The sequence below is a fragment of the Coriobacteriaceae bacterium genome, from assembly GCA_025757745.1.
Lineage (GTDB): Bacteria > Actinomycetota > Coriobacteriia > Coriobacteriales > Coriobacteriaceae > Collinsella.
The window spans coordinates 1,801,216-1,827,435 of record CP107217.1 but is presented as its reverse complement, the minus strand read 5'-3'; the positions used below and the strand labels follow the sequence as shown (position 1 = coordinate 1,827,435).

At 59.4% G+C, this 26,220-nt stretch carries 25 protein-coding genes and 1 tRNA gene; 16 read left to right on the top strand and 10 right to left on the bottom strand.

From position 1 onward, the window contains the following. The first annotated feature begins 257 nt into the window (after positions 1-257). From OGM60_08000 to OGM60_07975, 6 genes are all read left to right on the top strand, one after another. Positions 258-4,697, top strand: coding sequence for an acyl-CoA dehydratase activase (locus OGM60_08000; GenBank protein UYI98823.1), 4,440 nt, complete (start codon positions 258-260; stop codon positions 4,695-4,697). Continuing rightward, positions 4,681-5,370 (top strand): TetR/AcrR family transcriptional regulator, encoded by a 690-nt coding sequence (locus tag OGM60_07995; GenBank protein UYI98822.1) that lies wholly within the window; start codon positions 4,681-4,683, stop codon positions 5,368-5,370. Before OGM60_08000 ends, OGM60_07995 begins: the two co-directional genes overlap by 17 nt. Positions 5,371-5,562: 192 nt before the next feature. Beyond that, complete coding sequence (locus tag OGM60_07990) at positions 5,563-8,205, top strand: ATP-dependent Clp protease ATP-binding subunit (GenBank protein UYI98821.1); 2,643 nt, start codon at positions 5,563-5,565, stop codon at positions 8,203-8,205. A gap of 106 nt (positions 8,206-8,311) precedes the next feature. Further along, complete coding sequence (locus OGM60_07985; GenBank protein UYI98820.1) at positions 8,312-8,680, top strand: type II toxin-antitoxin system RelB/DinJ family antitoxin; 369 nt, start codon at positions 8,312-8,314, stop codon at positions 8,678-8,680. Then, on the top strand, positions 8,677-9,204 hold the full coding sequence (locus OGM60_07980) for a PIN domain-containing protein (GenBank protein UYI98819.1): 528 nt from the start codon (positions 8,677-8,679) through the stop codon (positions 9,202-9,204). The genes OGM60_07985 and OGM60_07980 overlap by 4 nt, the downstream gene beginning before the upstream one ends. Before the next feature lie 148 nt (positions 9,205-9,352). Continuing rightward, positions 9,353-10,810, top strand: a complete 1,458-nt coding sequence (locus tag OGM60_07975; GenBank protein ID UYI98818.1) for an aminoacyl-histidine dipeptidase — start codon at positions 9,353-9,355, stop codon at positions 10,808-10,810. A gap of 127 nt (positions 10,811-10,937) precedes the next feature. On the opposite strand, the gene OGM60_07970 is transcribed toward OGM60_07975, so the two are convergent. From OGM60_07970 to OGM60_07960, 3 genes are all read right to left on the bottom strand, one after another. After that, positions 10,938-12,242: a type II toxin-antitoxin system HipA family toxin gene (locus OGM60_07970; GenBank protein ID UYI98817.1), complete on the bottom strand. Its 1,305-nt coding sequence runs from the start codon at positions 12,240-12,242 to the stop codon at positions 10,938-10,940. 3 nt (positions 12,243-12,245) lie between these two features. Beyond that, positions 12,246-12,716, bottom strand: a complete 471-nt coding sequence (locus tag OGM60_07965; GenBank protein UYI98816.1) for a helix-turn-helix domain-containing protein — start codon at positions 12,714-12,716, stop codon at positions 12,246-12,248. Positions 12,717-12,840: 124 nt separating this feature from the next. Then, positions 12,841-13,419: a manganese efflux pump MntP family protein gene (locus OGM60_07960; GenBank protein ID UYI98815.1), complete on the bottom strand. Its 579-nt coding sequence runs from the start codon at positions 13,417-13,419 to the stop codon at positions 12,841-12,843. A gap of 349 nt (positions 13,420-13,768) precedes the next feature. On the opposite strand from OGM60_07960, the gene disA reads away from it, so the two are divergent. From disA to OGM60_07930, 6 genes are all read left to right on the top strand, one after another. Continuing rightward, on the top strand, positions 13,769-14,836 hold the full coding sequence (disA, locus tag OGM60_07955; GenBank protein UYI98814.1) for a DNA integrity scanning diadenylate cyclase DisA: 1,068 nt from the start codon (positions 13,769-13,771) through the stop codon (positions 14,834-14,836). Next, positions 14,836-15,564, top strand: a complete 729-nt coding sequence (gene ispD, locus OGM60_07950; protein ID UYI98813.1) for a 2-C-methyl-D-erythritol 4-phosphate cytidylyltransferase — start codon at positions 14,836-14,838, stop codon at positions 15,562-15,564. Before disA ends, ispD begins: the two co-directional genes overlap by 1 nt. Beyond that, positions 15,554-16,048 (top strand): 2-C-methyl-D-erythritol 2,4-cyclodiphosphate synthase, encoded by a 495-nt coding sequence (gene ispF / locus OGM60_07945; protein UYI98812.1) that lies wholly within the window; start codon positions 15,554-15,556, stop codon positions 16,046-16,048. The genes ispD and ispF overlap by 11 nt, the downstream gene beginning before the upstream one ends. A 3-nt stretch (positions 16,049-16,051) precedes the next feature. Next, positions 16,052-17,518: a cysteine--tRNA ligase gene (gene cysS / locus OGM60_07940; protein UYI98811.1), complete on the top strand. Its 1,467-nt coding sequence runs from the start codon at positions 16,052-16,054 to the stop codon at positions 17,516-17,518. A 167-nt stretch (positions 17,519-17,685) separates the two neighbouring features. Further along, on the top strand, positions 17,686-18,606 hold the full coding sequence (gene rlmB / locus OGM60_07935) for a 23S rRNA (guanosine(2251)-2'-O)-methyltransferase RlmB (protein UYI98810.1): 921 nt from the start codon (positions 17,686-17,688) through the stop codon (positions 18,604-18,606). 3 nt (positions 18,607-18,609) lie between these two features. After that, positions 18,610-19,287 carry an NYN domain-containing protein gene (locus tag OGM60_07930; GenBank protein ID UYI98809.1) on the top strand — a complete coding sequence of 226 codons (678 nt, stop codon included), beginning with the start codon at positions 18,610-18,612 and terminating at the stop codon, positions 19,285-19,287. A gap of 27 nt (positions 19,288-19,314) precedes the next feature. Here the strand turns inward: OGM60_07930 and OGM60_07925 are convergent, their stop codons facing one another. Then, the gene (locus OGM60_07925; protein UYI98808.1) at positions 19,315-20,655 is read right to left on the bottom strand and encodes a DNA-binding protein; all 1,341 of its coding nucleotides are present in this window, start codon (positions 20,653-20,655) and stop codon (positions 19,315-19,317) included. 161 nt (positions 20,656-20,816) lie between these two features. Between OGM60_07925 and OGM60_07920 the strand changes: the two genes are divergently transcribed. Further along, positions 20,817-20,891: transfer RNA gene (locus OGM60_07920), tRNA-Thr, on the top strand. Between the two features lie 560 nt (positions 20,892-21,451). On the opposite strand, the gene OGM60_07915 is transcribed toward OGM60_07920, so the two are convergent. From OGM60_07915 to OGM60_07905, 3 genes are read right to left on the bottom strand one after another with little or no spacing between them, the layout of a single operon-like run. Further along, positions 21,452-21,670, bottom strand: a complete 219-nt coding sequence (locus OGM60_07915; protein UYI98807.1) for a hypothetical protein — start codon at positions 21,668-21,670, stop codon at positions 21,452-21,454. Then, on the bottom strand, positions 21,657-21,950 hold the full coding sequence (locus OGM60_07910) for a hypothetical protein (GenBank protein UYI98806.1): 294 nt from the start codon (positions 21,948-21,950) through the stop codon (positions 21,657-21,659). Before OGM60_07910 ends, OGM60_07915 begins: the two co-directional genes overlap by 14 nt. 2 nt (positions 21,951-21,952) lie before the next feature. Further along, positions 21,953-22,441 carry a helix-turn-helix domain-containing protein gene (locus tag OGM60_07905; GenBank protein UYI98805.1) on the bottom strand — a complete coding sequence of 163 codons (489 nt, stop codon included), beginning with the start codon at positions 22,439-22,441 and terminating at the stop codon, positions 21,953-21,955. Between the two features lie 162 nt (positions 22,442-22,603). Here OGM60_07905 and OGM60_07900 point away from each other — a divergent pair, with 162 nt between their 5' ends. From OGM60_07900 to OGM60_07890, 3 genes are all read left to right on the top strand, one after another. Further along, positions 22,604-22,822 (top strand): hypothetical protein, encoded by a 219-nt coding sequence (locus OGM60_07900; protein UYI98804.1) that lies wholly within the window; start codon positions 22,604-22,606, stop codon positions 22,820-22,822. A 296-nt stretch (positions 22,823-23,118) separates the two neighbouring features. Continuing rightward, entirely contained in the window at positions 23,119-23,472 is a 354-nt protein-coding gene (locus OGM60_07895; GenBank protein UYI98803.1) for a hypothetical protein, read from the top strand. A 91-nt stretch (positions 23,473-23,563) separates the two neighbouring features. After that, positions 23,564-24,610, top strand: a complete 1,047-nt coding sequence (locus tag OGM60_07890) for a hypothetical protein (protein ID UYI98802.1) — start codon at positions 23,564-23,566, stop codon at positions 24,608-24,610. 217 nt (positions 24,611-24,827) lie between these two features. On the opposite strand, the gene OGM60_07885 is transcribed toward OGM60_07890, so the two are convergent. From OGM60_07885 to OGM60_07875, 3 genes are read right to left on the bottom strand one after another with little or no spacing between them, the layout of a single operon-like run. Beyond that, positions 24,828-25,040 (bottom strand): hypothetical protein, encoded by a 213-nt coding sequence (locus OGM60_07885; protein UYI98801.1) that lies wholly within the window; start codon positions 25,038-25,040, stop codon positions 24,828-24,830. Positions 25,041-25,049: 9 nt separating this feature from the next. Beyond that, the gene (locus OGM60_07880) at positions 25,050-25,229 is read right to left on the bottom strand and encodes a hypothetical protein (GenBank protein ID UYI98800.1); all 180 of its coding nucleotides are present in this window, start codon (positions 25,227-25,229) and stop codon (positions 25,050-25,052) included. A gap of 43 nt (positions 25,230-25,272) precedes the next feature. After that, on the bottom strand, positions 25,273-26,118 hold the full coding sequence (locus tag OGM60_07875) for a hypothetical protein (GenBank protein UYI98799.1): 846 nt from the start codon (positions 26,116-26,118) through the stop codon (positions 25,273-25,275). Positions 26,119-26,220 lie beyond the last annotated feature (102 nt).

The window sequence follows — 26,220 nt, the reverse complement described above, 5'->3', positions numbered from 1 at the left end:
GGGCGACTTGCTTGGTTGGAGCCCTAAGCGTGGATAGTTCTCTCGGCGGCATCGCGGGCGTGAGCGGTGCGCATGACCGGAGGGCCCGTGCTGCTCCGTTGCCCGACGTGCTAGCGCGCAGAACAATCTGTTGGTGCATTCGGCGGCTGCTGAAGCGTTTCGGCAGCCGCATTTTATACGGAGTTTAAATACAACAGTCTGTTGTATTACGTAGAGTGGTATATCTCTAGCAGGAAAAATGCGAGAGACGGAGCATTATGGCGTTGCTAGTAGGACTGGACGTAGGGTCGACGACGACCAAAGTTTACGCGATGCACGAGGATATGACCGAGGCGTGGTGGGGATATCGCCGCCACGGGGCGTGTCAGACAGCGAGCGTGCGCGCCATGCTCGGCGAGCTCGCCGAGCGCTTTCCCCATGAGTCGCTGCGCGTTGCGGTGACCGGCTCGGGTGCGCGCGATATCGCGACCGCGCTGGGCGCCTCGTACGTTCAGGAGGTGGTCGCCAACGCGCTCGCGATCAGCAGGTTCTATCCGCAGACGCGCTGCGCCATCGAGCTGGGCGGCCAAGACGCCAAGATGATCTTCTTCCGCACCAACGATAAGGGAGACATCGAGGTTGCCGACATGCGCATGAACGGCTCGTGCGCAGGCGGTACCGGTGCATTTATCGACGAGATGGCAAAGCTCATGGGGGTCGGCACCGAATCGGGCGAGTTCGAGCAGCTCGCAAGCCGGGGAACGACCGTCCACGAGGTTTCGGGCCGCTGCGGCGTGTACGCAAAGACCGATATCCAGCCGCTGCTCAACGAGGGCATTCCTACCACCGACCTGGCGCTTTCGGCGCTTCACGCGGTCGCCCGCCAAACGATCGGCGGTCTGGCCCAGGGTATCGACATCGAGCCGCCGGTAATCTTCGAGGGCGGTACGCTCGCCTACAACCCCACGCTGGTCCGCGTGTTCCGGGAGCAACTGAATCTATCGGACGATCAGGTTATCGTCCCGCGCGATCCGCAGATCATGGTCGCGCGCGGTGCCGCCCTGTCGCTGACCGACATGTTCGCATCGTCCCAACCGATCGACCTTCCCGACGCTTTTGTCCGGCTGGATAAGCTCGAGACGGTCGCGCCCGCAAGCGGGGAGGGACGTCTTGCCCAGCCCTTTTTTGCCACACCTGCCGAGCAGGCGGATTTTACGGCACGCCATGGCAAAGAGACGCCGGCAAAGGGTCCGGATGCGTATGCGCCCGGAGAGACGGTGCGTGTGGCGCTCGGTATCGATTCGGGGAGCACGACGACCAAGTTCGCCCTGGTCGATGAGGCGGGTGAGCTTGTCGATTCGTTCTACGCGTCTAATAACGGCAGACCGCTCGACGTCGCCCAACAGGGTCTTGTCAGCTTGAAGAACCGCTGGGAGACAGCGGGAGTCACGCTTGCGATCGATGCCGTGGGCACCACGGGATACGGCGAGGAGCTTTTCGCGCGCGCGTTCCACGCCGACTACCATACGGTCGAGACGGTCGCGCACGCCCGCGCCGCGTGCGCATGCGTTCCCGATGCGACCTTCGTGCTCGACATCGGCGGACAGGATATGAAGGCCATCTGGCTCAACCACGGCGTGCTGACCGATATCGTCGTCAACGAGGCGTGCTCTGCGGGCTGCGGCTCGTTCCTCGAGGGTTTTGCCAAAAACCTCGGAATAGCCGTTGAGGATATCGCGACCGAGGCATTTTCGTCCAAAGCCCCCGCCGTTCTCGGCAGCCGCTGCACGGTGTTCATGAACAGCAGCGTCGTTTCCGAGCAGCGGCGCGGTAAGGGTCCGGGCGACATCATGGCCGGTCTCTGCCGTTCGATTATCGAGAACGTGTTCACCAAGGTCATTCGCGTTTCAAATCTCAACCGTCTGGGCGACAAAGTCGTCGTCCAGGGCGGCACGTTCCGAAACGACGCGGTGCTGCGCGCATTCGAGCAGTATCTGGGCAAACCCGTCACGCGTGCGCCCCACCCGGGGCTGATGGGCGCTATCGGTATCGCCCTGCTCGCGCGCGAGAAATGCCGCAAGGGCGACGCCGGCACGTCGTTTATCGGGCTCGATGCCGTGGAGCGCTTCGAGCATCGCGAGTTCGGCGGCGTTACCTGCCGTCGGTGCAACAACCGCTGCCAGCGCGCGGTCGTGGCATTTGGCGACGGCTCGCTTTACGTCACGGGCAATCGCTGCCCGCGCGGCGGCGCCATCTCATGGGATGAGCTCGTGCGCGAGGTTCCCGCGGCGGAGGAGCTGCGTCCGCAGGGTGCTTGCGAGGCACAGGCACCCGGCACGGGGCGCGACCGGACCGCGGCTGCCCCCAATCTCTTTGTCGACCGCGAGAAGCTGCTGTTCGAGTCGTGCCCCACGGTTCCCGTCTGCGGGGGGCGCGATGTCACGATCGGCATTCCCCGTGTGCTCGAGTTCTGGGACACCATGCCGTTCTGGTCGACGTTCTTCAGCACGCTCGGCTTTAAGGTGCGCGTCTCGGGACGCAGCACCAAGGCGATGTACGAGCGCGGTCTGGCGCACGTCACATCCGACACCGTGTGCTTCCCGGCCAAGCTCGTCCACGGGCACATCCGCAATCTCGTCGACGCCGGCGTCGACCGCATCTTCATGCCCATCATCACGACGGTGCCCACCGAAAACACCGCCTCTACCAGCGAGTGGATGTGCGCCGTCGTAAAGGGATACCCCTACGTGATGCGCAATTCCGATAACCCGGAGGAGCGTTTCGGCGTTCCGTTCGATACGCCGCTGTTCCACTGGTACGACGAGGGCGACCGAAACCGCCAGCTCAAGGCGTGGTGCAAGGAGACCTTCGATATCGATGCCGACCTGGTTGCCAAGGCGACCGAGCAGGCGGACCGCGCGCAGCAGACGTTTGAGAACCAGCTGCAGCTGCGCGGCAGGCAGGTGCTCGAGAACGTGCGCGAGGACGGCGGCTACGCGGTGGTGATCGCTTCGCGCCCGTACCACAACGACCCGCTGGTCAACCACGGGCTGCCCAAGCTCTTCTCTGAGCGCGGCATCCCCGTGCTGACGCCCGATGCGGTGCCGGGGGTCTACAACGTCGATCTTTCCAACAGCCGCATCGACATCGTGAACAACTACCATGCGCGCATGCTGTCGTGCGCGGTCATCGTCGCATCGACGCCCGAGCTCGAGCTCGTGCAGATGGGCAGCTTCGGCTGCGGCCACGATGCGTATCTCACCGACGAGATCGCGCGCATGATGGGCGAGATGGGCTCCAAGGTTCCGATGATGATCAAGCTCGATGAGAGCGACGTCGCCGGTCCCATGGGCATTCGCGTGCGTTCGTTTATCGAGTCGGTCAACCGTCGTCGCGCGGAGGAGCGTGCCGAGGGCGCCCGGGTGCACGCGGTCCATCCGCTCGACGACCCGTATAAGGTCAAGTACACCAAGCGCGACCGGCACGACAAGATCGCGCTGGTCCCCAACACCTCCCATGCGTTCTGCAGGCTCATGACCGCGGCGATGCGCAATCAGGGCGTGCGCGCCGAGGCCCTTGATATCGGGCGCGAGGATGCCATCCGCCTGGGCAAACGCTATGTGCACAACGACATCTGCTTCCCCGCGCAAATCGTGATCGGCGAGGCGCTCGCGGCACTCGAGAGCGGTAAGTACGACCCGCACGACGTCGCCGTGGTGACTGGCAAGTATATCGGCGACTGCCGCCTGACGCACTACATGCCCCTGCTGCGCCGCGCGCTCGACGACGCGGGATACGACTATGTCCCGGTGCTCACCAACGACGACGTCGATGCCCACAATGCGCATCCGGGCTTCAAGCTCGGCCTTGGCCCGAGCATCCAGATCGCCTACGGTCTTCCCATGATCGATGCCCTCGAGGCCATGCTTAGGCGCATCCGTCCCTACGAGCTCGAGAAGGGCGCGGCGGACGCTGCGTTCGACCGCGCGCTCGATGAGGTTATCGAGGGCATGGAGCGCTCCGGGCTGAGAGGCCAGGCGACGGGCTTCAAACGCGCGCTTGCGATCATGGACGCCGTTCCGTACGACCGCTCGAACCCGCATCCGACCGTTCTCATCGTGGGCGAGTACCTGCTCAATTTCCATCTCGGCGCCAACCACGAGATCGAGCGCTACCTCGAGGACAACGGGCTCGAGGTCATCGAGGCGCGCATGACCGACGTGATCCGCAAGACCTATTTCTACAAGCATGCGCAGTCGCGCGAGTTCCACGTCGACCTGTCGCTGCCCGAAAAGGCCTGGTACGCCACGGCGGACAACCTGTTCGAGCTCGCGCACGACCGTTGCGACCGCCTGGGCGCGGCGAGCCCGCTCTACGAGCCGCCGACGCGCATGCCCGAGCTCGTGCGCGCGAGCGATAAGATCCTGCACCATACGTTCGATGCGGGCGAGGGCGTGCTGATTCCGGCGGAGATCCTCGAGCACGCCAAGCGCGGCTGCCGCAACTTCGTGATCCTGCAGCCGTTCGGGTGTCTGCCCAACCATGTCGTGGGGCGCGGGCTCATCCATGCGCTCAAGGAGCAGTATCCCACGGCGCAGTTCCTGCCGCTCGACTACGATCCCGACGTGAGCTTCGCCAACGTGGAGAACCGTCTTCAGATGCTCATCATGAACGCCAAGGCGCAGGGGTGCGGTGAGGCGCATGGCGAGACCGCGTAAGGACGCCGATGCGCCCGATGCACGCACCCGTATCATCGAGGCGTTTTGGGAGCTCATCGAGAACAACAGCATCTTCGAGCTGTCGGTTGGCGAGGTGACCCGCGCCGCCCAGTGCAATCGCGGAACGTTTTACTACTATTTTCACGATTTCGATGAACTCGTCGCCATCGCCATAGCCCAGCTGCTGCAGGATAACGAGCTCATCACCGATGCCCTCTGGCATTTTTCGAGCGAGGGCGACCTTTCGGCGTTCGACCGGCGCGACGTCCGCTGCCTGCTGCGGCGCATCGTCATCACCATGAGGGCGGGTGCCGCCGAGCAGGTCGTGCAGGGCATCCATACGATCATCATCGACCGCGTGAGAGAGATCGTCCACCCCGACGGAGAAGAGCTCAAGGCAGATTCGAGCTTTGCGGTGGGCTTTCTGGTCTCGGGCATCATGGGCTTTGTGATGGCGGTCGGCTTTGTCCGGGAGGGCGGCGAGGAGATAGACCTCGAGCAGCTGGGGGACAGCGCGTGCGCGTACCTGAGGGCGGTCGCCATGCAGACGGTGGAAACGGTCGCGCAAGTCGAGGGCGTCGATACATCCGAGCTGCTCGGACGCGTCTCCAAGGAGGCCGATGCCTATCGCGCATCGCGTGCGACGAGTCCCGACGTGGTGAAAGACGCCTAGGGTTTCTCTTGCGGGGCGCCTGTCGCGCATCGCGCGGTGAGTCCCGCGATGCGGTCATAACCTGCATTCATGTGAGCCGGGTTTATAGATATTCCTCCAGCTGTTAACATAGACAACCTGTGGGTAAAGAGACAAAAGCGCCGCCGACGGGCGGGCGTTTTGATTTCGATGAACTCATGTAAGGAAACGAGCATGTTAGATAGATTTACCGATCGCGCGCGTAAGGTCATGTCCATGGCCAAGCAAGAGGCGCTTGATCTTCATTCAAATAAGGTGGGCACCGAGCACCTGCTGCTCGCGCTTGCCAAGGAGGACGAGGGCATTGCCGCCGAGGCACTGCGTTCGCTCGACATCTCCTACGATGACATCATGGATACTCTCAAAGAGGTCCAGACCACGGTTCCCGAGCCCAGCGAGGAGACCGAGGCGGCCAAGCTCGCCTTTACGCCGCTCGTCATTAGCGTTATGGAGCGTTCATTCCGCGTGGCGCGTGAGAATAACCAGACCTACGTGTCGACCGAGCACTTGCTGATCGGCATCGTCGAAGAGGGCAACGGCATGGCCATGGACATCCTCATGCGCCTGGGTGTGTCGTCCGCCTCTATCAAAAAGGCTATCGAGAAACTCACCGCCAAGGACCAGGACAAGAAGCGTCCGCTCGCCGGCGCCGGTGCTGGTCGTCCCGGTGCGGGCCTGCCGTTCTTTAGCGGCTCGGATGCCTCTCAGCAAAAGGGGAGTGGCACCGATACGCTTAAGCAGTTCGCGACTAACCTCACGCAGAAGGCGCGCGACGGCGAGCTCGACCCTGTAATTGGTCGCGAAAAGGAAGTCCAGCGTATGATGGAAATTCTTTCGCGCCGCACCAAGAACAACCCGCTCATTCTGGGCGACCCCGGCGTGGGCAAGACGGCCATCGTCGAGGGCCTGGCTCAGCAGATTGCAGCCGGCAACGTGCCCGAGAACCTCATGAACCAGAATATCTGGACGCTCGACCTGCCGGGCCTCGTGGCGGGCGCCAAGTATCGCGGCGAGTTTGAGGAGCGCCTCAAGAACGTGATCCAAGAGGCCACCGAAGCCGACGACGTCATCCTGTTTATCGACGAGATGCACACCATCATCGGTGCCGGTTCTGCCGAGGGCTCCATCGACGCGAGCTCCATGCTCAAGCCCGTACTCGCGCGCGGCGCCTTCCAGATTATCGGCGCCACCACGGCCGAGGAATTCCGCAAGTACCTCACCAAGGACCCGGCTTTCGAGCGTCGCTTCCAGACCATCGATGTCGAGGAGCCGAGCGTCGAGGACACGGTCAAGATCCTGACCGCGCTCAAGCCGCGCTACGAGGAGCATCACCATGTGCGCTATACGCAGGGTGCTATCGAGGCTGCCGCGAACCTTTCCAACCGCTACATCCAGGATCGCTTCCTGCCCGATAAGGCCATCGACCTCATTGACGAGGCCGGTGCCCGCGCTCGCATCGCCGCGAATCGCGCGCCCGAGCCGGTGCGTGAGGCCGAGCATCGCGTGGAGGAGCTTAAGGCCGCCGCGCAGGAGGCCACCGAGAGCGACGACATGAACAAGGCCGCCGAGATCACCGAGCAACAGAAGGCCGCCGAGATTGAGCTCGCCGAGGCCAAGGCCGCCTGGACCGCCGAGCTCGACGCCAGCCCGCTCACCATCGATGTGAGTCAGATCGCCGATATCGTGTCCGTGACTTCGGGCGTGCCGGTGTCCTCGCTTACCGAGAGCGAGAGCCGTCGCCTGCTGCAGGCCGAAAGCGTGCTCAAGACGCGCATCATCGGTCAGGATGAGGCTGTCGAGGCAGTTGCCAAAGCCGTGCGCCGCAGCCGCTCGCCGCTCAAGGACCCGCGTCGCCCCGGCGGCAGCTTTATCTTCCTGGGTCCCACCGGCACGGGCAAGACCGAGCTCGCCAAGACGCTCGCCGAGTACCTCTTTGGCAGCAAGGATGCGCTCATCAGCTTCGACATGTCCGAGTTCGGTAGTGAGTTCGAGGTCTCCAAGCTCATCGGTAGCCCTCCGGGTTACGTCGGTCACGACGAGGGCGGCCAGCTCACCAAGGCCGTTCGTCGTCACCCGTACTCGGTCGTGCTGTTCGATGAGATCGAGAAGGCGCACCCCGATATCTTCAACATCTTGCTGCAGGTGCTGGAGGAGGGCCGCCTGACCGATAGCCAGGGCAAGACGGTAGACTTCCGCAACACCGTGATCATCATGACGTCCAACGTGGGCGCCCGCGAGATTGCGCAGGATGCGAGCGTTGGCTTTGGCACCACCGGCGAGCAGGGTCTCACGTCGAGTGAGATCCGTGGTCGCGCGATGGGCGAGCTCAAGCGTCTGTTCCGCCCCGAGCTGCTCAACCGTATCGATGACATTGTGGTGTTCCAGAAGCTCTCGGGCGAGAATCTCACCAAGATCGCGCACCTGCTGGTGGACGACCTGCGTCAGCGTTTGATTGCCAACGGCATGAACATCAAGCTCACCGATGCGGCCTATGACAAGATCGTGGCCGAGGGCACCGACCTCACCAACGGTGCGCGTCCGCTGCGCCGTGCCATCCAAAAGCTCATCGAGGACCCGCTGTCCGAGGAGCTTCTGGCCGGCGAGTGGGGCGAGGGCGATACCGTCCTGTGCGACGTGGCCGATGGCAAGTTTGTCTTTAGCCACGGCACGGGCGAGATCCCGGCACCGCGTCCGGCGGGCACGCTCGGTGGCGATACCGCCCCGGCGGCACCGCACACCGGCAACGCCGCGCCCGTGAGCGGCGGCGTGACCTCGGGCCCCGGCGGCATGATGCAAGCCGGTTCCGGCGCGCTGTAGGGCGTAACATAGCTTTGCGAAGGGGCACTCCTGTCGGGGCGCCCCTTTTTTATGAGTAAATGGTGCTATACTCGAAATATAAATATGTATAGCAGAAGGAGCTAGCATGCCAATATCGGTACTCGACTCACGGCCGGTCCAGATGAATGTACGCATGGATCGCCAACTCAAAGAGGCTGGGGACGCCGTGCTGGCGCATATCGGCATGACGCCGTCACAAGCTGTGAGGGAGCTGTGGCAGTACTTGACCGAGAACGGTCATATGCCCGTCGCAAAAAAGAATGATGACGAAGTCCTGCCTGACGACATACGATCGAAGGTGAGTTCGTCCCGCGTCTCGGAAGGGGCTGCGTTAATTTCGAATTTTTATGAGCGGTTCTCGATTCAGAGGCCGAGCCCCGATGAAGCCTTTGATTACGACGAGTTATACGATCAAATGATGAGCGAGAGATTCAGTGATTGGATCGAATTATGAGCGGCGTCGGAACGAAACGTGTGCTCAAGCTGCTGATCGACACGAACGTCTGGCTAGATTACTTTCTCGCTCGCACGAATGCGACCAGGCCGATAGTCGAGCTCCTTTCTCGCGCGGCGGAAGCGGAGGATATCGTCCTCTTCTCGTCCTCCCTGTCTGTCAAAGACGTCTATTACATTCTGGGAAGGACGATGAAGGCCGACGCCCGCCGTGAGGGGGCTCTCACTCCCGAAGCCATCGCCGGTGCCGACGAGACAGCGTGGGCGTGCGTTCGCCTGATTCGGCAAAAGTCGATTATTGCCTCGGTCGGTGCAGACGAGGTCTTCGACTCCTTTGTGTTCAAGTATCATCACAACGACTTTGAGGACGACCTGATGCTGGGCGTCGCCAATCGCATTGATGCCGATTACGTCGTGACCGAGGACAAGAATCTTATTAAGCATACCAATGGTGTATGCATTAACGTTCAACAGGCGTTGAAGTTGGTTGAAGGATCCAACGTCCCTTCGGCGCGGCCCGTCTAACCTGCTTTATCTTGATAAAGTGGCGTTTCCTCGCCGTTAGCCGATGATGCGAGAGCGCTCGGCGTTTTCGACTGGTTTATGCAAACGAAGTCTGGGAATATACAAGGCGCATGTCTTATTGTCTAACCAGTTGCGCCAAGGAGGCACCATGGACTACAAGATTACTGGCTACGAGCCCGCCCAGCTGTTCCATTTCTTTGAGGAGATCAGCGCGATCCCCCGTGGGTCTGGCAACGAGAAGGGCATCAGCGATTTCTTGGTTGCGTTTGCCAAGGAGCGCGGCCTCGACGTGTATCAGGACGAGGTCTACAACGTCATCATTCGTAAGCCCGCATCTGCCGGCGCCGAGAATGCCCCGACCGTGATGCTGCAGGGCCACATCGACATGGTGTGCGACAAGCTTGGCTCCGTTGAGCACGACTTTACGACCGATGGTATCGACCTGGTCGTCAAGGACGGCGTCCTCACCGCTAACGGCACCACCCTGGGCGCCGACAACGGCATTGCTGTCGCTCTGATGCTCACCGTGCTCAACGACGATTCGATTGCTCATCCGGCCCTCGAGTGCGTGTTCACCACCGACGAGGAGACTGGCCTGGTTGGCGCCGAGACGCTCGACAAGTCCCAGATTAGCGCCCGCACCATGATCAACCTCGATTCCGAGGAGGAGGGCGTGGCCACCGTCAGCTGCGCCGGCGGTGTCGTCGTTACCTACACCTGCCCGATCGTGCGCGAGCACAAGACCGGCAGCACCCTTACGCTCGAGATCTCCGGCCTGCTGGGTGGTCACTCCGGCGCCGACATCCACCTGGAGCGCGGCAACGGCAACCTCATCATGGCCCGCATCATCGACCGCCTGATGGTCGCCGGCGAGCCCGCCATCGTCAGCTTTAACGGCGGCACCAAGGACAACGCCATCAACCGTGAGTGCAAGGCTGTTCTGGTCTACGCCGACCACGCTGCCGCCGAGGCCGCGGCCCAGATCGCAAAGGGCATCATCGCCGACGTCACTGCCGAGCTCGAGGTCTTCGACCCCGGCTTTACCTGCACCGTCGAGATTGCCGACGACGCCGAGGTCGAGGCCATGGACCAGAAGTCCGCGCTTGCCCTCATCCGCGCCCTGCGTCTTGCCCCTAACGGCGTGATTCGCCGCAACGTCGCCACCGACGGCTCCGTCGAGGTTTCCTCCAACATCGGTGTGGTTGCCACTTCTGACGACGAGGTCAAGATCATGCTGTCCCCGCGCTCCTCGATCACCTCGCTGCAGAACGAGTTCAAGGACCGCCTGCAGACGTTGGCCGATGTCCTGGGCTTCGACGCCAAGTTCGAGTTCGAGTATCCCGGCTGGAGCTATGCCGAGCATTCGCCGGTCCGCGACGTCTTTGTCGAGAGCTATCGCGAGCTCTTTGGCTCCGAGCTGCGCATCGAGTCCATTCACGCCGGCCTTGAGTGCGGCCTGTTTGCCGAGGCCCTGCACGGCCTGGACGCCATCGCCGTGGGCCCGACGCTCTCCGATGTCCACACCCCGGACGAGAGCATGGAGCTCGCTTCTGCCGAGCGCTTCTACGAGCTGCTCATCGACGTCCTCAAGCGCCTTGCTGCGTAAAGGTTGCGCTAGCAGCAGTCCGAGCCACGTGCCAGCGGATTGCAAATGACATTACGAGAGGGGGCATCCGAGCCTTTGCGACGGGTGCCCCCTCTCTTCTTTTAAGAAATGGGAAATTGATTGGCGTCTAGCCCATATCCGCCCTGATGAGGTCGAGGGTTCGCTGGCAGTTTTCGCGGACGGGGCCGAGCATATGCTCGCGCAGGTCCGCCATGCCGGGCAGATCGGCGTATTCGTCCATGACCTCTTCCATGCAAATGGGTACCTCGTAGGCGAGGTCCATCATGGTCGCAAAGCAAAACTTCTCGGATAGCCCGGCATCGGTGAGCGCCGTCTCCAGCGCGGGGTCGCCCATACCGTGGTATCGGCGGATAGCACCTGGACCGATGCGCCCCACACGATTTTCGCCGCCAACGCTCATAGCAAGGCGTGCCCGACGTCGCATGCGCTCATACGCCAAGCCCGATGCGACATCGTACATTCGAGCCATCATGGCTGCGCCGTCGTTTCCAAGGAGCAGGGAATAGTTTTTCGCATGCGCATCCGGTGCGCCGATAATGGCGTTGAAGAACAGTATCTGCGTAAACAGATGCAGGTTAAGTTGATGGTGGCTCGTAGTTACGAGGAGCTCTTGAATGTCGCGTGTGGTCGGGCCGCCGTCTGCCGTGTACTTTTGGGCGGGCATCACCCCAAGCGCCTGACAGAGGTCTTCTTGATGTAGGCGCCTGATCGTTCCGTCTCCGACTTTCACGCGGTCATAGCGCTCAACAATGAGGGTAGGTTCGTCCTCAAACATACGATATTCGACGTTTGCCGTTGCGATACCGGCGCGCTGGGCGCTTTTCATGCAGACAAACTCATTGAGAGCCTCGAGTTTAAAACCGATAACGCCATTTTTGAAAATATGCGTTGTAGGCGAGGAGCCCACGCATTCGCACCAGTGACCGTCTACGAGCGCGAGAGCGAACTTGCCCTGATTGCCTCCAAGTGACCAACTTTCATCTAGGCCCATCCACGATGCATCGCGGTCATCTCTGATTGACTTGAGACGCAGGGCAATTTCGTGATCGCTTATAGGGCGGTATTCGCCGGTGCGATGCAGGACGGCGTCGACATCTTCTTCGGCACAAAACTGCACTCCGCCCGGACAGTCAAGTCCGATATGGCTGAGCAGTGCAACGGGGTTGTTGGGCCTAACGTCGAATTCGGCGGCAATCGCTTTTCGCTGGTCTTCGCTGTCGGGTAGAAGGCCAAATAGGTACGGATTCATGACCTGTTGGCTGTATGTGCGATTCGATACAGGTATGTTGGTCGAAAGGGCCGGCCCGTCATAGTCTTGATCATAGGCAAAGCTGACAAGACCGCTCTCATCCTGTATGAGCATTCCCGCAGGTACGCCGCAAATAATAGTTCGAAGCGATGTTGTGGCCATGGGCTATTTCCCTTCAGGCTTTGCCTGGGCAGATGCGTTTGCGGCAATCGAGACTCCGAGATTGGACATGGCGAAATCTGCGAAGGCCTTGTCGTAGAGTTCGGACGTAAAGGGAGCATCTGCAAGAATCGGGATGGTTGTGCTGCGACGCTTGCGATGATGAGGACGTTGAGTGTGATGGCGCCTGGGGATGCTGCGAGGCAGCGGATTGGCATGCGGGGCGTCGACTGGTCGCTCGTTTTTTGCTTCGCCGATATCCCCTTGAGCGGCGAGTGCCAGTCCAAGAGCATTGAAAATCGTCAGTAACTTGTCGAGTCGAATGCCAGTGGCGTCTCCTAGCTCGAGCGATGCGAGCAGGCGCTCCGAAACACCGGCCTTTTTAGCGAGGGCGGCACGGGTGAGACCCTGAGCCTCGCGTGCCTGACGCACGTAGATGCCAGCTTGGCGCGGTGTGGTGATGGGAAGGGTATCCACGGCGATCTCCTAACGTGCAGACTTTTGCATATCAGTATGACATGCAAAAGTCTGCATGAAAAGGCATTATGCAAAACTCTGCATGAGACCTCTACATTGACGTTGAGCTTATGAGAGGCGTTTTTTATATCGCGAGAATCCCCAGATGCTCAAGCAAGATCTTAAGCCCGATGAGGATGAGCACGACGCCACCCACGATGGTGGCAGGCTTTTCGTAGCGCGCGCCAAAGGTATGGCCGATCGCCACGCCGGCGATGGAGAAGATAAAGGTTGTGATGCCTATAAGCGATACGGCGGGCACGATGTCGACCGAGAGCGCGGCAAATGAGATGCCCACGGCTAGGGCGTCGATTGAGGTGGCGATGGCGAGGATCAGGTACTCGCCCAGGTCAATCTTTTCGGCATCCTTGCCGTCGCCCCCGTCCTCGTCTTCTGTAAAGGCTTCCCACAGCATTTTGGCGCCGATAAAGGCCAAAAGGACAAAGGCGATCCAGTGGTCGATGGGCCCGATGATGCCCATGAATTGACTGCCGAGCGCCCATCCGATTACGGGCATGCCGGCCTGAAAGCCGCCAAAGAACAGGCCGAGCACCACGGCGACCTTAAGGTTGATCTTCTTCATGCCAAGGCCCTTGCAGATGGATATGGCAAATGCGTCCATCGAAAGGCCAACAGCGAGCAACACGAGCTCTGCGAGTCCCATAGTCTGGCTCCCTCTCTGCGGGCGAACCCGCGTGTACTTCTGGCAGGGGAGCAACAAAAAAGACCCGTGGCGTACGTGCTGCGCGTACAACCACGAGTCTCGTTCATTAAGGCAAGCCAGACCGTTTCGGCCAGTATGTTGACTTGCCGCGCCACAGGAGGCGAACCCGGTCACGCGACTACTCCCTCATTCATGTGAATCCCGATGCTACCACATGAACAGCTCATTTGGGTTAAGGCTCTCGGCGGTGTTCGCTCATTCTGTAAGCATCGGATTTCGCAAGCGCCGCAGGGACAAACCGTGAGAAACTATTTAGCGTTTATGGAGCGTATACGATGGGAGCGATGCCTTGGATAAGAACGAGCTGCAAAAGCGTATGGAACAGGCCATCCGCCTGACGGCACCTGGTCAGCCGATCCGTACCGCCCTCGACATGATCATCGCCGGTCACCTGGGCGCCCTTATCTGCGTCGGCGACACCGAAAACGTGCTCGCTGCCGGTAACGACGGCTTCCCGCTCAACATTTCGTTCACCTCGAACCGTCTGTTCGAGCTCTCCAAGATGGACGGCGCCATCGTTATCGACGGCGACCTCACCCAGATCCTGCGCGCCAACTTCCACCTCAATCCCGATCCCTCGCTTGCCACGAGCGAGACGGGCATGCGTCACCGTACTGCCGCTCGCATGTCGGTGCTCACCGACGCCATCGTGATCTCGGTTTCGGCCCGTCGTGCCGTCGTCAACGTGTACGTTCACGGCAAGAGCTACGAGATCCAGCCCGTCACCACCATCATGAGCTCGGTCAACCAGCTCGTCGCCACGCTCCAGACCACCCGTCAGTCGCTCGACCGCTCCCTGTTGCGCCTGACGGCCCTCGAGCTCGACGACTACGTTACGCTCGCTGACATTACCGGTATTTTCTCGAGTTTCGAGATCATGCAGCAGGCAAAGACTGAGCTTAAGGATTGCATTGTCAAGCTGGGTAACCAGGGCAAGCTCGTGCAGATGCAGCTCGAGCAGCTCGCCGGCTCCAGCATGGATACCGAGTACGACCTGATGATTCGCGACTACGCGAGCGATTCCTCCGAGGCCAATGCCGAGAAGATCCGCGCCAACCTGAGCCGCATGACGCCTAAGGACCTGTCCGACCCGCAGCATGTGGCGGCAGTTCTGGGCTACGACGACCTGGACGAGGACTCCGTCATGACACCGCTGGGCCTGCGCACGCTTTCGCGTGTGTCCGTCGTGCGTGACGGCGTGGCCGAGAAGATCGTCGACGAGTACGGCTCGCTGCAGGAGCTCATGGACGACATCAGCGAGGATCCGGAGCGCCTGGGCGACTTTGGCGTTAACAACCCTGCCATTCTTGCGGACTCCCTGTACCGCATGAAGGGCACCAAACAGGGGAACGCATAATGGCGCCCGTATGCGCCGTGGTCGTTGCCGGTGGCAGCGGCCAGCGCTTTGGAAATCCCGGTGGCAAGCAGCTCGTCAATGTAGCGGGCCGTCCGCTTATGAGCTGGTCCATCCGCGCGTTCGATCGGAGCGACAAGGTCGGCCACATCGTGGTGGTGTGCCCTGCCGAGCGCCGTGCCGAGATGCGCCGCCTGGCCATCGACCCGTTTGACTATGACACGCCCATCAGCTTCGCCGATGCCGGCGATACCCGTCAGGATTCCACCCGTGCCGGCGTGCATGCGGTTCCGGCGGGTTTCGAATATGTCGCCATCCACGACGGCGCCCGTCCGCTTATCACGACCGAGGCCATCGATCATGCGATCGACGTGCTTGTGGGCGACCGCTCGCTCGACGGTGTCGTATGCGGTCAGCCCGCGATCGACACGCTCAAGATCGTCGACGGCGACAATATCGTCGAGACGCCGCCGCGTGAGCTCTACTGGGCCGCGCAGACACCGCAGATCTTTAGCGTCGACGCCATGAAGCGCGCCCACACCGCAGCTATCGCCGAGGGCTTTATCGGGACCGACGATTCTTCGCTGGTCGAGCGCATGGGCGGGCGCGTCCGCTGTGTCCAGAGCCCGCGCGATAACCTTAAGGTGACGGTGCCCGAGGACCTGCGTCCCGTAACCGCGATTCTGCTTGGCCGCATGGCCGAGGGAGAGGACCTTCCCCATGTTCAGTAACCTGCGCATTGGCCACGGCTACGACGTCCACCGTTTGGTGGAGGGGCGTCGATGTATCATCGGCGGGGTTGACATTCCCTACGAGCGCGGCCTGCTGGGCCACTCGGATGCCGATGTGCTCGCGCATGCCCTGGCCGACGCCATTCTGGGCGCCTGCCGCGGGGGAGACATCGGCAAGCTATTCCCCGACACCGATCCCGCCTACGAGGGTGCCGATTCGATGGTGCTGCTCGCTCGCGTGATGGACTATGCGCGCGAGCTGGGCTTTGAGTTTGTCGATGCCGATTGCACCATTGCCTGTCAGCAGCCCAAGATCACTCCGCACCGCGATGCCATGCGCGCCAACCTTGCCCATGCCCTGGGCGTTGACGTCGAAAACGTGGGCGTCGCCGCCACTACGACCGAAAAGCTCGGTTGGGAAGGCCAGGGCGAGGGAATCGGTGCCTGGGCCGTCTGCCTGCTACAGAAAACCGTTAAGGAGTAACGAATGCGTATCTACAACAGCGCTACCCATAAAAAGGAAGAGTTCCAGCCCATCGAGTCCGGCAAGGTCCGCATGTACGTGTGCGGCCCCACGGTCTACGACAACATCCACATCGGCAATGCCCGCACGTTCATCAGCTTTGACGTGATTCGTCGCTGGCTCATCGCGAGCGGTTATGAGGTCACGTTCGCCCAGAACCTCACCGATGTCGATGACAAGATCATCAAGCGCGCCAACGATCAGGGCCGCACTGCCGCCGAGGTCGCGACGGAGTTCTCCGACAAGTTCATCGGCGTCATGCGCGCTGCCAACGTGCTCGACCCCGATGTGCGTCCCCGCGCTACCAAGGAGATCGGCCCCATGATCGCCATGATCAAGACGCTTATCGAGCAGGGCCACGCTTACGCAGCCGATAACGGCGATGTGTACTTTGCCGTGCGCAGCGATCCCAACTACGGTCAGGTCTCGGGCCGCAACATCGACGACCTTATGGTTGGTGCGCGCATCGAGGAGAACGAGGACAAGAACGACCCGCTCGACTTTGCCCTGTGGAAGGCCGCCAAGCCCGGCGAGCCCAGCTGGCCGAGCCCCTGGGGCGAGGGCCGTCCCGGTTGGCACACCGAGTGCGCCGCCATGGTGCACCGCTACCTGGGCACCCCGATCGACATCCACGGCGGCGGCTCCGACCTTGCCTTCCCGCATCACGAGAACGAGTGCGCCCAGGCCACCTGCGCCTGGCACCAGGGTTTCTCCAACACCTGGATGCACACGGGCATGCTGCTGGTCGACGGCGAGAAGATGTCCAAGTCGCTCGGTAACTTCTTTACGCTGGCCGAGGTCCTCGAGCAGCACTCTGCCGCGGCCCTGCGCCTGTTGATGCTGCAGACGAGCTATCGCTCGCCGCTCGACTTTTCTTGGGAGCGCCTGGAGGGTGCCGAGAACTCGCTCACGCGTATCGCCGGTACGGTCGAGAACCTGCGTTGGGCTGCGAACCACGCGACGGCCGATGCCGATGAGGCAGTATCCGAGGCGTTTGCCGCCAAGGCCGCCGAGACCCGCGCCACCTTTAAGGAGTGCATGGACGACGACTTTAACACCGCCGGTGCCATGGGCGCCGTCTTTGGCTTTGTCACCGAGTGCAACCAGTATCTGGAGCAGGCGGGCGATGCTGCCGACAAGGCCGCAGCCCTGGCTGCCGCCGATACGCTGACCGAGCTGCTCGATACGTTTGGCGTCGAGCTTCCCGAGCCTAAGGTCGAGTTGCCGCTGGGTCTTTTGGGCGTTGCCGCCGGCCTGGTCGCCTACACGGGTGACGATGTGGACGAGGCAGCTGCCAAGATTCTCGAGGCTCGCGCCGAGGCCCGTGCCGCCAAGAACTGGGATCTGGCCGATGCCATCCGCGATCAGCTCAAGGACCTGGGTCTGACGATCGAGGATACCGCCGCCGGCACCCGTATCAAATCTCTCTAATCCCTGCGGGTTTCCCAGGCACCCGACCGCCCGAGCCACGGCACCTTGCCTTTCAATCGTCGGGCATGACCTCAAGGTCTATGCCCTCCTCTTTCAAGGCAATCTGCCGCACCTCGGACGGTCGGTCTATTTGTTTCGTTTGATAGTTATATTTAGGAGGCCGTCCTATGGCCGACAATCGCAAGCGTGCATCGCGTGGTGGCAAACAGGTTGCTTCTGGCTCGCGTCCGATTCGCCGCAACGACCGCGCTGCCGCTCCCAAGGGCCAGCACGAGCGCTCCCATGCCCAGGCTGCGCGTCCTCAGCGAGATCGCACCCGCGACAACGTTCAGGTCCCCAAAGGCGAGTTTATCGAAGGTCGTCGTGCTGCCGCCGAGGCGCTACGCACTGGTTTTCCCATCAAGTGCGCGCTCATTGCCGAGGGCGGGGAGCGCGATGCCGCCTTGTCGCGCCTGGTCGACGACCTCAACGCCGCGGGTGTCCGCATTAAGTATGTGCCGCGCGCGCAGCTCGATGTGCTGTCGAGCCATGGTGCGCACCAGGGCATCGCGCTCGAGGTGGGTAATTTTCCCTATGCCGATGTCGCCGATATTTTCGACCGCGCAGGCGAGGGCCCGGCGCTTGTCGTGGTGCTCGACCATGTGACCGACGACGGTAACTTTGGTGCTATCGTGCGCTCCGCCGAGGTCGTGGGCGCCGCGGGCGTCATCATCGCCAACAAGCGTGCCGCCGGCGTGACCGTGGGCAGCTACAAGACCTCTGCCGGCGCTGTCATGCACCTGCCCATCGCGCAAGTGCCCAACATCGCCCGTGCGCTCGATGACCTCAAGGCCGCTGGCTTTTGGGTGGGCGGTGCCTCCGAGCACGCCGAAGGCAGCTGCTGGGATGCTCCCTTCGAAGGCCGCGTGGCGCTCGTCATGGGCTCCGAGGGCGACGGCATCTCGCGCCTGGTGCTCGAGAAATGCGACTTTTTGGCCAAGCTTCCCCAGCGCGGCATGACCGAGAGCCTCAATGTTGCCCAGGCGACCACGGCGCTGTGCTTTGAGTGGCTGCGCCGCAACGCCGGCGAACTCATGGGGGAGGAGTAGCGCATGTCCAAAAAGAACCGTGCCAAGTCCAAGGCCAAGCGCTTTGGCGAAGGCTCGGCCAAGCCGATTGTCTCGGCCGCGACCTACGGCGTGGGCGGCAATGCGTTTGCGCAGGCTATCGCCGATCCGGTCTCGACGGTGCACTCCAATAAGCCCGAGCTGCTGGTGGTCGACGGCTACAACGTGATCCACTGCACGCCGCGCTACGAAAAGCTCGTGTACGACCATTCCGACGATCCGTATTCCAGCGACGTTCACGATATGGCGCGCACCGCCCTCATCAACGACGTCGCCGCCTTTGCCCAGGGCCGCTACGAGGCCGTGATCGTGTTCGACGGCGCGGGCAATATCTCCAGCGAGCGCCCCAACCTGCCGGCCCGCGGCGTGCGCATCGAGTTTTCGCCGACGGGCGTCTCTGCCGATACCGTGGTGCAGAAGCTCTGCATCGAGGCACGTGAGGAGGGCCGCGCGTGCTCCGTGGTGTCGAGTGACGGCACAATCCAGGCCGTCGTCATGGGCAAGGGTGTTACGCGCATCTCGAGCCGTATGCTGGTGGACGAGATCAAGCAGATCGATAACGACGTTCACGAGGCAGAGGAAGCTCCGCAGATCAAGATGACTCTGGGCAGTCGCCTGAGCCCCGATGCCCTGGCAAAGCTCAAGGCGTTGCGCGGGAGGTAAGGGAGCTGACGGCGCGACGCTGTCTCGCTAACTCCATTCAGCGATGTCGATCATTCTGCGGAGGCGCCATGTAAGCGCCTCTTTTAGATATGGCAGCCTTGCCGTGAGCGCGTCGTTTCTGGACAGGGTCTCGATTGCCTCGTCAACGAAGCCTTCGAGTTTGTCGCCGTCAAACCAGCCCATGTCTTCGACGAGCAACATTTGTTTGGCGGGGCTTGAATGAAATTGTGCACTGGTAAAACTGTGCTCTCCCGCCCTAAGCTCCTCTAGTGATATGTTGCACCAGAGTGATGAGCCCGAATCGAAGATGGGGGCAGGTCTGCAGGTTAGCGTGTTGACGTTTCGCACGAGGCCAAAGTTACGCCAATGGCGGTCATAGTTGGCGATGATGTCGTCGCATACGATCATGCGGTCAAGGGCATCCTTGACGCCTGTCACTCCGAGCTCCTCGCAGTTTGCTACATATCGCTCGTGGTCGGTTAGCCGTTCATCTGCGTTTGCGTGCTGGTTTACATAGAACGCAGGGACATACTCTTCTTCATCAGTTAAGAAGACATCGCATATGCTCAGGGCGGAAGTGCCCATGCCCTCGAGCGAGTAAGGCACATAATCGCAGGCGTTTAGGATGCGACGGTGGAGCGCGGTCGCCACCAGCTCGTTATAAGGTTCCTGGTTCAGGTGTGCTCCTGCCTTATGCAGAATTCGGCGCCCGCCCTCGCATGTCCAGTACTTTTGAAGATTGCCGTCCGAGGTGTTGTCGGGCTTTGCAACGGCCGCTTTACCCTCGGGGGCAAAGGGCGCAATGGTCAACGAGACGTCGTCGAATGCATTATTGAAGAAGTTGATATCCTCCCAAGCGAGACCGGAACCTTGGGGTCTAATCCAATACTGATCGGATAGGGAGAGGCCGAGATTTCGCTGGACAAGTTCGTCGGGAACATCGACTGCGGCTTCTGCAAGCAGGGAGGCTAGCCCAATGCGTGCGAGCGGGATACCGCGGCCGCGCCACCAGATGCGGAAGGAGTCGAGCGATATGGGGCTATTAGGGCCAAATACTCCAATAGGGGCGTGGGCGTAATCTATGTCGGCACCGATGTGGGTAAAGTCTTTTCGCGATGTGCTGTAGACCAGCTGGGCGACTTCGTGCGTGCGGTTCATGAGGGTGAATGCGATCTCGCTCTTACCGTGGCCGCGGCGGGGACGTCCTCCCGTTTTGGTCACGGAGCGGAGTCGCGTGTCGATGCTGTCTTTGTCGATAAGCCACACGCCAGAAGCCTTCCGGGCCTCAAGTGCTCCGTTTTTTATGAGCTCCTGCACCCTGCGCGGAGTGATGCCGAGCAGTTCAGCGGCTTCCTTGGTAGTAAGCATCGCGAAACCCTTCGTTAGAACGAACAGTTTTATCTATTCAATTGTAATTAAAACTATTCGTTCTGGCGAATAGTTTTGAGATGTGGTCGGTCAAAGGGTCTGTTGCGCCCAGTCCGTAATTCCTTTATTCTTAACTGGCTTCGCGCGAAAGCGCCAAGTGTGCCAGTGTGGCGCAACGGTAGCGCAACTGATTTGTAATCAGTGGGTTGCAGGTTCGATTCCTGTCACTGGCTCCATGAGAGTTTCGGGCTCTGTTCCTTGTGGGACAGGGCCCGTTTCTTTTAAAAGAAACGCCCGCGCTGGTTGTGAACTGCGTTCCAAATCTTGGACGCCCTTAATAGCGACTAGGCCGCGAGGGCCCGGTTATGGAGGGTATCCATGGGAGCTGAGGTTGATGGCGAAGAGACGATCGACGAATTGACTACATTGGGGTGGACAGTTTCGGGAAAGATACGAGAGGCGGAAGAACGGTATGCGAGGTTTTCCAAGCGCCCGAGGCATTTCATCGATGCGCTCAAGGTCGGATGGTTGACTTGTCTAATGTCGGCAAACCGAAATACGAGATTGTGGTCGAGTGCGATGTCGCCAAGAGTGTGATGGGGTGGTTGGTCAGGTTGTTCGGCGCGGCCGGGCCGCAGCACGCCGTGGACAGTCGCACGCTCGAACAGAACAGGCCTCTGGAGCTCGAACAAAATATCTGGCGCCACGGCGGTGGTGGACGCTGCGGCGGCACCGGGGTACTCGATGACAGAATAGGCATGAAAAGGCCCCGTCCTTGCGGGCGGGGCCGGAGGCATTATTCGTCGAATTCGATGATCTCGAATTCACAGTCATCCTCTGAGCCGTCTAATGGGTAATCGCCTGGGTTAGACATGTTTAAGATCTCTGCGCCGGAGCTATAGCAGGAAACGCCGTAGCTTGCCACTTCAAAGGCTTCGTCCTCGGTGTCGAAGAGGTCGTCTTCTTCGTCGTCGGACCCATCCGGATAATGGTAAATGACTTTATATTTCGTCATGATTCTTCTCCCAACTTTCTTCCATCTTTTCTTCCATTTGCAAATAATTTGACAGGGCCTGTTTTGCTCTGCTTGCTTCTTCTTTTTTGACTTGATAGTCTGCGTAAAATTTTGCAATCGCAGTACAAACCGGAACGGATATCAAGGTGGCAATACCAGCGCCCTTTATAAAACCGCTCGCGCATCCTTCGGCGTGGGCGAAGGCTTTGATCGTGTCGATATACTTGTCGGGGCCGCCGTATTCCGCTGCCGTCTTGGTCAATTGTGCATAATCCCACATTATTATCCTCCAATACATTTTGTTTTCTCTTCCTGTGAAAGTTGAAGTATCGCCCCTCTCATCTCATCGATTTTTGCCTTGTCTCGCTCAATCTCCGCCTTTAATTGGGAAGCGATCGTCTCCTTTTGTTCGATGCTTTCCGAGAGTCGTTGGATCTCATCGTTCAGGTAGGCGCAGATTTGATATTGAGTTGCCGTCGAGTTTTCGATCGCCTGCTCATTTCTGGATTTAAGGGCGGCAATTCCGCCCGCCGCGCCCAGAAGCGCAGCCGACATCGCTCCAATGGGGGTAGAAGCTGCGCTGGCGACAATTCCAGCGTATTTTGCATTCTCCTGGAGGAATTTCAGAAGGTCATTCGTGCTAATCGAGCTTCCTTCTTTTCTCGAAGCCCCTCGCGTTGCCTTTAGCTTTCCGCTCCTAATCCATCGGCGGACCGTTTCCGGATTTGTTTTCAGCAGATCTGCAATGTCTTTGACGCTGTAGGTTTCCACGATTCGCTCCTCTCAGCTAATGCAATACCATAAAATTAGAATTTTCAGTAGTAATAGAGCAATCTAACACTATGGGCGTAGTAATAAAAGGACGAATGTAGTAATAAATCCGTTTGTGACCGCCCTCGATGATGGTTCCAACGGAAGACGTTAGGAAGTCGTTTGGAATCGATTGTTGTTGTCCTTATTAGTGGTGTCGTCACGCTTGCAGGCGCGCTGTGCTCCAACTCCCGCAACCGCGCGGTGATGGAGATCGAGACCGACATCTTGTCGAAGCGCGTTGAAAAGCACAACACCCTGATTGAACGCACCTACAGGCTTGAGCAGGACATGGCCGTCATACAGCATGACATTCAGTCGCTGGCAGAAAGGTCGGAGTAATGGAAGAGTTTCTGAACTCAAACGAATGGTAGCGGCGATTGGCCCGTGCCATCGTCCAGGGCATCCTCGGTGTGATCATCGCCAACGTAGACCTGATTTTTTGGTCAGGTGGTGCTGGACCACGCATGGCGTGCATTGGTCGTGGCTCTTATCATGGCTGCGCTCTCCCCGGTGATGGCGGAGCTCGACTCGGGCGGTGCGGTCTAGGAGGTGATTCTGTCTGTCCCAGGGTCGCTGCAGCTCACGGCCACGGTGCCTTTGTTTTTAGGAGGGCTATGAGGAATTAGAGATCGACTGTGTGGCTTGCCGTGCTGGTGGTTGCATTGGCGCTCACCACGCCGGCTGCGGCCTACGAGAACCGCGAGGCGATCGTGTCACAGGGGCACGGCGCCCGCTCGCCGACGTTTTTGGCAGTCCATGAGGCGGGGAATGCCGACGCGAGCGCTGCCAACCACGTTGCCTACTGGCGGCGTACCGCGAGCTGGGCGCGCATGACGCACTATGTTATGGAGCTAAACAGCGGTGTCGTATACCGTACGCAACCCGACGACACGGTGGCGTGGATGTGGGCAACGATAACTCACCTTGCGCGAGCATTGAATCCGCGCGCGGCCGCGAGCTTGGCAGGGCGTGTGGTCGGCGCGCCGTGATTCGCGGAGAATACGGTGTGGGCGCCGCGTGCCGGAATGTACTGGGCGCACGGTATAAAACTGTGCAACGACGTGTGAACCAGATGCTGAGATGGACGATCTGCTGGCATGGGATAGAAAGTCCGGGCGTTCTTTCATTCGTCCCCCGCGCTGTTCCGTTTGCCGAATCGGTCTGGCGGCACTTTCATTTACGCCTATCCTTATCAATGTGTTTGCTGCTATGGGAAGGATTAAAACTATGGGTAAGCGATTCGGTGCAGTTCTCTGCATTGCTGTTCTCGGGCTTTCGCTAATTGGTTGTGGCGGTGTCAATAATGAAGAAGCCCAACGCCAGGCTTCTTTTGTTGATTCCGTTGAGGCTGGTATTGCTGACTGGTCCGACGTTTCTTCGAAGAGGGCTGGTTCTATCGATGAGCAGATTTCTCTCTTGCAGCAGGGCATTGATGTTCAAATTGACGCAGTGAGCAAATTCAAGTCGAAGGATTTTGAGGACGAGTCTTTTGCAGATCTCGTTAAGGACTATAAGTCTGCTTTGGATATGGAAAGCGCTGGCCTCGTTAATTATCCGAACGACCCTGCTACCTACAACGACAACTACGTCAAGGGATGCAAAAAGGCCGCTTCGGTTGTAAAGGAGCTTGAAGATAAAGCGGGGCTGAAAATGGATGACGACCATTCCAAGGCACTTTCCAAATATGTGAAGTCGCCTTCTGAGCTCGTTCCTCTTGGACAGACTATTTCATTTGAAACTGAGGCAGGCGGGATGGAATTATCTGTTGACGGTTTTGTCGTTGACGCCGACTCAAGCCAGCGTGCTCGTGAGTTCGATGGTTGGTCTGAGAATCAGAACTATAGCTATCTCCTTTGCACGGTTACGAATGACTCTATCGATCCCAAGACAACGGACGGCATTTCCTTTGGTGATTTGATTCAAACTAAGGGTCCTGATGGTATCGATCTGACTTGCCCTAACTTCTCTTATGAGTGGCCTGGCTACGAGATTGCAACCGGCGGCTATCTTGGGACGATGCCCGAAGGCAGCACCAAGAAGGTGGCCGTTCCTTATTTGACCGACGCGAGCGTTACGGATTACTGCGTGGTCGTTGGTAATGTTCTGTGCTTCGTAAAAGCACAGTAGAGAGACTGTTCGACCTTATTGGCTGTAGGAGAACGCCGCCGTACCGTTGTTTTTTCGGTTTGTCTCAACCTGTAACAGTTAGGAGGAAAAAACTGCTCAGTTGTTACAGGTTGAGACGATGCAAAGAGGGGGGCTAACCATTTTGACTGGTACTGCGCAAGGGAATCTGGTTGATGCCAGAGAAAAAGCCCCGCCCAAATGGGCGGGGCTAACAGACCTACTCGTCTACCCCTACGATGTCGTAACTGTAACCATCGTCATCGTGGAGGGGATTGTCGCCTGGGTTTAACAGATAGTCTTCTTCTGCGCCCGTTCGATAATTGGAAAGTCCTTCGCGTGCGGCGTCGTGAGCCTCAGATTCTGAATAAAAGAGCTCATCCTCCTCTTCGTCGGCGCCGCTCGGTAAATGATAAACGACCTTGTATTTCATAAGAATCTCCTAACGCGAGTTGCGATAGTCCTCTTCGGATTCATAAATGTTGGTTGCGGAGATACTGTTCTTGTAACCACATTCAGTGCAAACCCACGTGTACTTGTGATCGTCAAAACCTGGCTGATTGTTGAGATGGGCGTTGCAACGATCGCACCACCAATCAACATCGGGAAATCTGTCGCTCATATCTACACTCCTTAATCGCTAGTTGATATGACGAATATAAAACTTACTTGTCGAGCCTGATGAGTGCCTGTTCAACGTTGCTCGTCATGCTGTTTTGCTGCGATGCGGCAAGATGGCAGGAAGTGCGAACCACACAGGTGCCAACAACCTTGTGCGAACCGGGATCTAAGATCGAATTGCCGTCAAAGCTGCTCAAGTACTCATCGCGTTTTTTGGCATCTTTGGCGTTTGCGTACACCTCGACGGCTCCGCCGGCATCACATCCGCCGTCCACGACGGGGGTGTAATCTCCGCTAAGATACACGTCGGAAGAGCCGACCAAATCGGAATTAAAGTAGATGCATGCGGTGTAACCGCCCTGTTTGCCTAACTTATTATTTGGATCGTTGCCCTCCGAAACAGCTTCCAGTGCCGTGATGTTGGCAATGCCCGTGAGCCGTTGCAGAATGAATTGCTCTGAGGGGTTGGTCACCTGCTTGAGTTGGTCGATGCTGTCTTGAAGGTTGGACTTGGCGGTGGAAAGATCGGCGATGACGGAATCGTATTTTCCCATCTTGTCGATCTTCTTTGCCATAGCGTTTATCTCGTCGGTATTACCTGGCATCGCGGGGATATCTTCTTTGGCGGCCTGAGCTTGGGCTACCGCATTGGTCGCGGAATCAGACGTCGACGAATCATAGGGCTTATCCTTCGATTTGTTCAGTTCCTGAAGCTCTTTGATTGCGGCGTCTAAGTCATCGTTGCGGCCTGAAAGTCCGTCGGCGGCGGTGTTGAAGGCCTCAACAGCCTTATTGTGCGGTATCTGGTAATTGACGTACCAGTACGCTCCGATAGCAACGATTAAGGCCGCGACGGCAGAGACGATGGCTGTCCTTTTCTTTTTGTCCATAATGAGTGCTCTCCTTTCCTGATATGAAAATGCTAGCGCTTTCTGACTATTCCGCAGTTGCTACGGTTTTCTATTCGGTAAACGGGCTCCTCTCTTGCTGCG

Coding starts and splice junctions, on each gene's coding strand:
- OGM60_08000 (UYI98823.1), top strand. CDS start 258: ATGGCGTTGCTAGTAGGACTGGACGTAGGGTCGACGACGACCAAAGTT.
- OGM60_07995 (UYI98822.1), top strand. CDS start 4,681: ATGGCGAGACCGCGTAAGGACGCCGATGCGCCCGATGCACGCACCCGT.
- OGM60_07990 (UYI98821.1), top strand. CDS start 5,563: ATGTTAGATAGATTTACCGATCGCGCGCGTAAGGTCATGTCCATGGCC.
- OGM60_07985 (UYI98820.1), top strand. CDS start 8,312: ATGCCAATATCGGTACTCGACTCACGGCCGGTCCAGATGAATGTACGC.
- OGM60_07980 (UYI98819.1), top strand. CDS start 8,677: ATGAGCGGCGTCGGAACGAAACGTGTGCTCAAGCTGCTGATCGACACG.
- OGM60_07975 (UYI98818.1), top strand. CDS start 9,353: ATGGACTACAAGATTACTGGCTACGAGCCCGCCCAGCTGTTCCATTTC.
- OGM60_07970 (UYI98817.1), bottom strand. CDS start 12,242: ATGGCCACAACATCGCTTCGAACTATTATTTGCGGCGTACCTGCGGGA.
- OGM60_07960 (UYI98815.1), bottom strand. CDS start 13,419: ATGGGACTCGCAGAGCTCGTGTTGCTCGCTGTTGGCCTTTCGATGGAC.
- ispD (UYI98813.1), top strand. CDS start 14,836: ATGGCGCCCGTATGCGCCGTGGTCGTTGCCGGTGGCAGCGGCCAGCGC.
- ispF (UYI98812.1), top strand. CDS start 15,554: ATGTTCAGTAACCTGCGCATTGGCCACGGCTACGACGTCCACCGTTTG.
- cysS (UYI98811.1), top strand. CDS start 16,052: ATGCGTATCTACAACAGCGCTACCCATAAAAAGGAAGAGTTCCAGCCC.
- rlmB (UYI98810.1), top strand. CDS start 17,686: ATGGCCGACAATCGCAAGCGTGCATCGCGTGGTGGCAAACAGGTTGCT.
- OGM60_07930 (UYI98809.1), top strand. CDS start 18,610: ATGTCCAAAAAGAACCGTGCCAAGTCCAAGGCCAAGCGCTTTGGCGAA.
- OGM60_07925 (UYI98808.1), bottom strand. CDS start 20,655: ATGCTTACTACCAAGGAAGCCGCTGAACTGCTCGGCATCACTCCGCGC.
- OGM60_07915 (UYI98807.1), bottom strand. CDS start 21,670: ATGACGAAATATAAAGTCATTTACCATTATCCGGATGGGTCCGACGAC.
- OGM60_07910 (UYI98806.1), bottom strand. CDS start 21,950: ATGTGGGATTATGCACAATTGACCAAGACGGCAGCGGAATACGGCGGC.
- OGM60_07890 (UYI98802.1), top strand. CDS start 23,564: ATGGACGATCTGCTGGCATGGGATAGAAAGTCCGGGCGTTCTTTCATT.
- OGM60_07885 (UYI98801.1), bottom strand. CDS start 25,040: ATGAAATACAAGGTCGTTTATCATTTACCGAGCGGCGCCGACGAAGAG.
- OGM60_07880 (UYI98800.1), bottom strand. CDS start 25,229: ATGAGCGACAGATTTCCCGATGTTGATTGGTGGTGCGATCGTTGCAAC.
- OGM60_07875 (UYI98799.1), bottom strand. CDS start 26,118: ATGGACAAAAAGAAAAGGACAGCCATCGTCTCTGCCGTCGCGGCCTTA.